The organism is Actinomyces urogenitalis DSM 15434 (assembly GCF_000159035.1).
GTDB lineage: Bacteria > Actinomycetota > Actinomycetes > Actinomycetales > Actinomycetaceae > Actinomyces > Actinomyces urogenitalis.
The window spans coordinates 1,384,153-1,391,481 of the sequence record NZ_DS999574.1; the positions used below are offsets into that span (position 1 = coordinate 1,384,153).

General features: G+C 68.6%; 6 protein-coding genes. All 6 read left to right on the forward strand.

Features of this window, described 5'->3' with window-relative positions; all coding sequences use genetic code 11:
• The first annotated feature begins 3 nt into the window (after positions 1–3).
• A complete protein-coding gene (locus HMPREF0058_RS05900; RefSeq protein WP_006548816.1) occupies positions 4–951 on the forward strand; it encodes a carbohydrate ABC transporter permease in 948 nt (315 codons plus the stop codon).
• Positions 938–1,846, forward strand: coding sequence for a carbohydrate ABC transporter permease (locus tag HMPREF0058_RS05905; protein WP_024034431.1), 909 nt, complete (start codon positions 938–940; stop codon positions 1,844–1,846). Before HMPREF0058_RS05900 ends, HMPREF0058_RS05905 begins: the two co-directional genes overlap by 14 nt.
• Before the next feature lie 114 nt (positions 1,847–1,960).
• Positions 1,961–3,325, forward strand: a complete 1,365-nt coding sequence (locus HMPREF0058_RS05910; protein WP_006548818.1) for an ABC transporter substrate-binding protein — start codon at positions 1,961–1,963, stop codon at positions 3,323–3,325.
• Complete coding sequence (locus HMPREF0058_RS05915; RefSeq protein WP_006548819.1) at positions 3,318–4,061, forward strand: PIG-L deacetylase family protein; 744 nt, start codon at positions 3,318–3,320, stop codon at positions 4,059–4,061. Before HMPREF0058_RS05910 ends, HMPREF0058_RS05915 begins: the two co-directional genes overlap by 8 nt.
• 174 nt (positions 4,062–4,235) lie before the next feature.
• A complete protein-coding gene (pheS, locus tag HMPREF0058_RS05920) occupies positions 4,236–5,321 on the forward strand; it encodes a phenylalanine--tRNA ligase subunit alpha (RefSeq protein ID WP_006548820.1) in 1,086 nt (361 codons plus the stop codon).
• 1 nt (position 5,322) lies between these two features.
• A partial coding sequence (pheT, locus tag HMPREF0058_RS05925) for a phenylalanine--tRNA ligase subunit beta (protein ID WP_006548821.1) occupies positions 5,323–7,329 on the forward strand: 2,007 nt, incomplete at its 3' end.

Sequence of the window (7,329 nt, forward strand, 5' to 3'; positions counted from 1 at the left end):
GCGATGACGACTCTCCTTCCGACAGCGGCCGGTGCCTCGGTGAGCGGCCCGGCGCCCTCGCTGAGCACGAGGCGGCGCGGCTTAGGCCGGCGCCTGCGTGAGACAGTCACCGGCTACCTGTTCCTCACGCCCTCCGTGCTGGGGGTCGTGCTCTTCATGGTCGTGCCAGTCGGCGTCATCGTGTGGCTCACGGTCCACCAGTGGGACCTCATCGCCTCGCCACGCTACGTCGGGCTGGAGCAGGTCCGCCAGGTCCTCACCGACGCCGCATTCCTACGCTCCTTGCGGGTGACCCTGGCCCTGGTGGCCTTGGTGGTGCCGGCCCAGATCCTGGTGGGTCTGTTCCTGGCCAACATGCTGACCAAGGGCGTGCGTGGTACCACGCTCTTCCGCACGCTGATCGTCATCCCCTGGATCTCCTCGCCCTTGGCGCTGGGGGTGGTGTGGTCGTGGATCTTCGCTCCCACCGGCGGCCTGCTCAGTGCCGTGGCCGGCACGAGGCTGGAGATCCTGGTCTCGCCTACCTGGGCGCTGCCGGCCGTGGCCTTCGTGGTGCTGTGGAACAACGTCGGCTACACCTCATTGTTCTTCATCGCTGGGCTGTTGTCGGTGCCACGTGAGCTCATCGAGGCCGCCTACGTGGACGGTGCCAGCGCGCGCCAGGTCTTCTGGCGTATCAAGGTGCCCCTGCTGCGCCCCACCTTCTTCTTCGTCTCGGTAACCAGCGTCATTGCGGCCTTCAACATCTTTGACCACGTGTACGCGCTGACCGGCGGCGGGCCCGCGGGGGCCACCAAGGTCCTGGCCTACGAGATCTACGAGGAGGCCTTCGTCAGCTGGGACGTGGGCAAGGCCTCGGTCATGGCCCTGGTCATGATGCTCATCCTCCTGGCGATCACGGTCGCCCAGAACCTCTACTTCCGCACGAGGACCACCTATGAGTATGTCTGAGCCTGCCATCGTGTCCGGGGGCGGCTCCAGCTCCCTGGGGCGCAGGAGGACCCGGGCCGGTGGCCGGATCGACCAGCCGGGCTCGCTGGGCACCGCAGGGATCTACCTGGGGCTGACGCTTGCGGCCGCCGTCATGGTCCTGCCCTTCATCTTCTCCTTCCTCACGGCCTTCAAGTCCCCCAAGGACTTCGCCTCGCACTCGCCCCTGGCCCTGCCCGGTCCCTGGACCCTGGAGTCCTTCTCGGCGGTGCTGACCGGGCGCATCGACTTCGCCAGCGCCATCTGGACCACGGTGCTCATGGTCCTGGTCATGGTGGTGGGACAGGTGACTTCCTCGGTGATGGCCGCCTACGCCTTCGCTCGTTTGAGCTTCCCCGGACGTGACCTGGTCTTCTGGCTGTTCCTGTCCACCATGATGATTCCTGCCTCGGTGCTGGTCATCCCGCTCTACCTCATGATGGCCAAGGCGGGGATGAACAACACCTTTTGGGGCATCGTCATCCCCTTCATGTTCGCCTCGCCCTACGCCGTCTTCCTGCTGCGCGAGTCCTTCCGCTCCATCCCGCAGGAGATCATCGACGCGGCCAAGATCGACGGCGCCGGGCAGCTGCGCATCCTCACCCGGATCGTCCTGCCGATGTCCGGTCCGATCCTGGCGACCCTCACGCTCATCACGGTGGTCAGCCAGTGGAACTCCTTCATGTGGCCACGCATCATCGCCAGCCAGGAGCCCAAGGTCATCACGGTGGCGACCGCAGCCATGCAGTCGCAGTACAACGCGAACTGGACCTACGTCATGGCGGCCACGACGATCGCCTTGGTTCCCCTCATCATCCTGTTCGTCATCTTCCAGAAGCAGATTGTCGCCTCCATCACGCTCAGCGGCCTGAAGTAGCCGGGGATCGTTAGGCAGACGGGGGAGAGCCGGCCAGGGTGGGCTGCGCTACAGTTCACGGCACATCCGTCTGACACCCTGTCCAGACGGGTCACGACCACCTGGAGGTATCCCATGTCCCGTCTTCCCGCGATCTCCCGCCGTGACCTCATCAAGGTCGGTGGCGTGGGCGCTGTCACCGCTGTCGGCCTGAGCATGCTGGCAGCCTGTGGCTCGGGTTCCTCCTCCGACTCTGGATCGGGTTCGGACTCGGCCAGCGAGATCACCTTCCGTCTGTGGGACGAGCAGGCCGCTGCTGCCTACGAGGAGGCTCTCAAGGACTTCACCGCTGAGACCGGCATCTCGGTCAAGATCGAGCAGGTGGCCTGGGCTGACTACTGGACCAACCTGCGTAACGACATCGCCTCAGGCTCGGCCCCGGACGTGTTCTGGACCAACTCCTCGAACTTCGTTGACTACGCCGCTGCCGGCAAGCTGGTCAACATCGACGAGGCCATCGCCAGCTCGGAGCGTGCGGGATGGTCTGAGGCCGCCGTCGCCCAGTACTCTTCGCAGGGAACCGCCTGGGGCGTGCCGGCTCTGGCCGACCCGAACATCGCTGTCTACTACAACAAGTCGCTGCTGGACGCGGCTGGCGTGAGCGTTGACGACCTGGCCTCGCTGGCCTGGGACCCCACGGCGTCCTCGGATACGCTGCGCGAGATCGCCACCAAGCTCACCCTGGACGCTGCGGGCAAGACTCCGGCTGACGCCGACTTCGACGCCTCGAACATCGTGCAGTTCGGATACAACGCTGCTCTCGACCTGCAGGCGATCTACCTGCCCTACCTCGGGGCCAACGGTGCGACCTACCAGGACGCTGACGGCCAGTTCACCTTCGCCTCCGAGGCAGGCGTGCAGGCCTTTGGCTACCTCGTGGACCTCATCAACACCTCGCACGTGGCCCCCTCGGCCGCTGACACCAACGACAACGGCGACTTCTCCCGCGATCAGTTCATCCAGGGCAAGATGGCGCTGTTCCAGTCCGGTGCCTACAACCTGGCCAACATCAAGGACGGGGCCTCCTTCGAGTGGGGCATCGTGAAGCTGCCGCAGGGCCCCCAGGGCCGTGGTGGGGTGACAAACTACACGGCTGCTGCCGGTAGCGCGGACTCCAGGCAGGCCGAGGCGGTCACCAAGCTGCTGGCCTGGCTGGGCAGCGCCGAGGGCTCCGGGGCACTGGGCAAGACCGGCGTTGGCCTGCCCGGCAACACCGGCGCCCAGGACACCTGGAGCGCCTACTGGAAGGACGCGGGCGTGGACGTCTCGGCCATGATGGAGATCGACGACACCGCCCTTCCCGGCCCCTTCGGCGCCAAGATCCAGGCCGGCATGGAGGCCACGGGCGAGTCCCTCAAGGAGGTCTTCCTGGGCCGAGTGGACGTGGCTGAGGGCGTCAAGGCCGCGCAGGACGCGGGCAACGCCGCGATCAATGGCTGAGGCCCTGGGACACGACCGGGTCCTGGGCGTCTATGCCCACCCAGACGATGCTGACGTCGGTGCCGGCGCCACGATCCACCGCCTCGTGCGGGAGGGTGCGCAGGTCTGCCTGCTCGTGGTGACCTCTGGCGATGCCGGCGGCTACGAGGCTGAGGGGCAGGAGAACATGTCCCAGGTCCGTCAGGCCGAGCAGCAGGCGGCAGCGGCGGGCCTGGGGGTCAGCCAGGTCGTCTTCCTCGACGGCTTCGCTGACGGGCACGTGGCTGAGGGGCACGGGCTGGTACGGCAGGTCGTGGCGGCGATCCGTCGCTGGCGTCCGTCCCTGGTGCTGTCGATGTCCCCGGAGTACAACTTCGCCTCGGTCGCGGCCAACCACCCGGACCATCGTGCGGTGGGCCGTGCCGTCGTCGAGGCGGCCTACCCAGCCAGCGGCAACCCCTTCGACTACCGGGAGCTGGCAGCCGCTGGGCTGGAGCCCCATGAGGTGGACGAGGTCTGGTTCCAGGGGCACAAGGAGGCTAACCACCTGGTGGAGGTCCAGACCACGGACCTGGAGGCCAAGGTGGCTGCCGTGCGCCGCCACGTCAGCCAGTTCCGGGACCTGGACGCCATGGAGGGCTACCTGCGTGAGGCTGCGCTGGCGGCGGGCACGCAGGCGGCTCGTCCTGGGCGGGGCCACCAGGAGGCTGATCAGCCGGTGCTGGCCGAGTCCTTCTTCCGCTGGGTGCTGCACTAGCGAATCAGGTTCGCTCAGCGGCTGCCCGCCGCCATGTGGCGCACCCCGTGGCCTGCCAAGTTTGGAGGCCAAGGGGTGACGACTACCCTGGGAGACGAAGCACTCCCTGACTGGAGAGCACCGACCGGGTGCGTCCGGCCAGGGGGCCATGTACGGCTGGAAGGCACACACCCCATGACTGACGCACCCGGGGCTCTCTCGCCCCTGGACGAGGCAGGCATCAACGCGCTCGTGGAGGAAGGGCTGGCAGCGGTCGCCGCCGCAGCGGACCTCCCCGGTTTGAAGGAGGTGCGTCTGACCTACACAGGGGACTCTTCCGTGCTGGCCCGCACCAACCGCGCGATCGGCTCCCTGGACAAGGCTGACAAGCCGGCCGCGGGCAAGCTGCTGGGCGGTGCGCGCGGACGCCTGAACGCAGCGCTGGCAGCGCGCCAGGAGGTGCTGGAGGCCGAGGCTGAGGAGCAGATGCTGGCCACCGAGGCCGTGGACGTCACCGTCCCCACGGACCGCGTGGCTCGCGGCGCCCGCCACCCCTTGGACGTGCTCGTGGACGAGGTCTCCGACTTCTTCGTCTCCATGGGCTGGTCCATCGCGGAGGGCCCGGAGACGGAGCACGAGTGGTTCGACTTTGACGCCCTCAACTTCGACGCCGACCACCCGGCCCGTCAGATGCAGGACACCTTCTACGTCGACGGCCCCTCGGTAGGAGCCGGCGAGGGACAGAAGGCCAACCTGGTCCTGCGCACCCACACCTCCCCGGTCCAGGCCCACGTCATGCTCGCTCAAGAGCCCCCGCTGTACGTGGCCTGTCCGGGCAAGGTCTTCCGCTCTGACGAGCTGGACGCCACTCACACCCCGGTCTTCCACCAGGTCGAGGGCCTGGCGGTGGACAAGGGACTGACCATGGCGCACCTGAAGGGCACGCTGGACCACTTCGCCCGCGCCATGTTCGGCCCCGAGGCGCGTACCCGCCTGCGCCCCTCCTTCTTCCCCTTCACCGAGCCCAGTGCCGAGATGGACCTGTGGTTCCCCCAGAAGAAGGGCGGGCCGGGCTGGATCGAGTGGGGAGGCTGCGGCATGGTCAACCCCAACGTGCTCATTGCCTGCGGCATCGACCCTGAGGTCTACACGGGCTTCGCCTTCGGCATGGGGCTGGAGCGCACGCTCATGCTGCGTCACGGCATCGCAGACATGCATGACATCGTCGAGGGAGACATCCGTTTCTCCCAGCAGTTCGGTACCACCGGAAAGGGGAACTGACATGCCCTACGTCCCGATCGAGTGGCTTCGCGAGCACGCGGACGTTCCTTCCGGCACCACTGCGGCCCAGCTGGCGGCTGACCTGGTCAAGGTGGGCCTGGAGGAGGAGCGCATCGTTCCCCCCTCAGTCACCGGCCCCCTCGTGGTCGGCAAGGTCCTCACACGTGAGGCCAAGGAGCAGTCCAACGGCAAGGTCATCAACTACTGCCGCGTGGACGTGGGCCCGCAGCACAATGACGCTCCCGGCACGGGCAAGGAGCCCTCGGAGCTACCCAGCCGCGGCATCGTGTGCGGGGCACACAACTTCGAGGTGGGGGACAGCGTCGTCGTCTCCCTGCCCGGCGCCGTCCTGCCTGGTGACTTCGCCATCGCTGCACGCAAGACCTACGGCCACACCTCGGACGGCATGATCTGCTCGGCCCGCGAGCTGGGCATCGGCGAGGACCACTCGGGCATCATCGTGCTCGACCAGTGGCTGGCCGCCCACGGGCACGACGGCGAGGAGCTGCCGGAGCCAGGAACGGACGCGATCCCGCTGCTCGGCCTGGGCGAGGAGGTCCTGGAGATCAACATCACCCCGGACCGGGGGTACTGCTTCTCCATGCGCGGGGTGGCTCGCGAGTACTCCCACTCCACCGGCGCCGTCTTCACGGACCCCGCGGACGGGACCAACCCGGGCCTCTACCCCCACGGCGTGGCGCAGGCGGGGGAGGGCGGCTTCGCCGTCGAGATTCCTGCCGACCCCCGCCCGATCCACGGACGCCCCGGGGCCGACCGCTACGTGGCCCGCGTGGTGCGCGGGATCGACCCGGCTGCCCCGAGCCCGGCGTGGATGCGTGAACGCCTGACCGCCGCCGGGATGCGCCCGATCAGCCTGGCCGTGGACGTGACCAACTACGTCATGCTGGACCTGGGCCAGCCGTTGCACGCCTTTGACCTGGCCAAGGTGCACGCGCCCATCGTCGTGCGCCGCGCCGAGGAGGGGGAGAGCCTGACCTTCCTGGATGAGGTCACCCGCGAGCTCGACCCCGAGGACCTCGTCATCGCTGACTCCCCGCAGGGTCTGGGCTCCCGTCCCCTGGTACTGGCCGGTGTCTTCGGCGGCGCCGCGGCGGAGGTGGACGCCACGACGACTGACGTGCTCATCGAGGCCGCCCACTTCGACGCCGTCTCGATCGCCCGCTCGGCACGTCGGCACAAGCTGCCTACCGAGTCCTCCAAACGCAACGAGCGTGGCGTGGACACGGCGCTGGCCCCCGTGGCGGCGCAGCGGGCCGTGGACCTGCTGGTGGAGTACGGCGGCGGTACCGCGGACCCGGTGTCCACGGACGTGGACCGCACGGTGGCTCCCGCCCCGATCCTCATCCGCTCCGACGCCGCGCAGCGCCTGACCGGGGTCGCCTACGGTACCGAGAGGGTCAGCGAGCTGCTGACGATGATCGGCTGCACGGTGAAGGCTGCCGGGGCGGACGAGGCCGGTCACGAGCTGCTTGCCGTCACGCCCCCGACCTGGCGCCCGGACCTCGTGGGAGCGGCGCACTTCGCCGAGGAGGTCGCCCGCCTGGACGGCTATGACAACATCCCCGTCATCGTGCCCACGGCCCCTGCCGGCACCGGACTGACGCCGCGTCAGCGCGCCCGGCGCCAGGTGGTGGCCGCGCTGGCGGACGCGGGGCTCACCCAGGTGCTGTCCTATCCCTTCATCGGGGACGTCCACGACCGCCTGGGCATCGCGGGTGACGACCCGCGTCGCCAGGCGATGCGCCTGGCCAACCCGCTGGCCGAGGACGCCCCGCTCATGCGTACCAGCGTGCTCGACTCCCTGGTTGACGTGGCCCGGCGCAACGTGTCTCGCGGGCTTGGCGACGTCGCCGTCTACGAGGTCGGCACCGTCACGCTGCCGGCAGGCACGGTGCCTGCGCCGATCGTGGGCGTGGACCGCCGTCCTACCGACGACGAGCTGGCCGCCCTGGAGGCCGGTATCCCCTACCAGCCCACCCACGTGGGC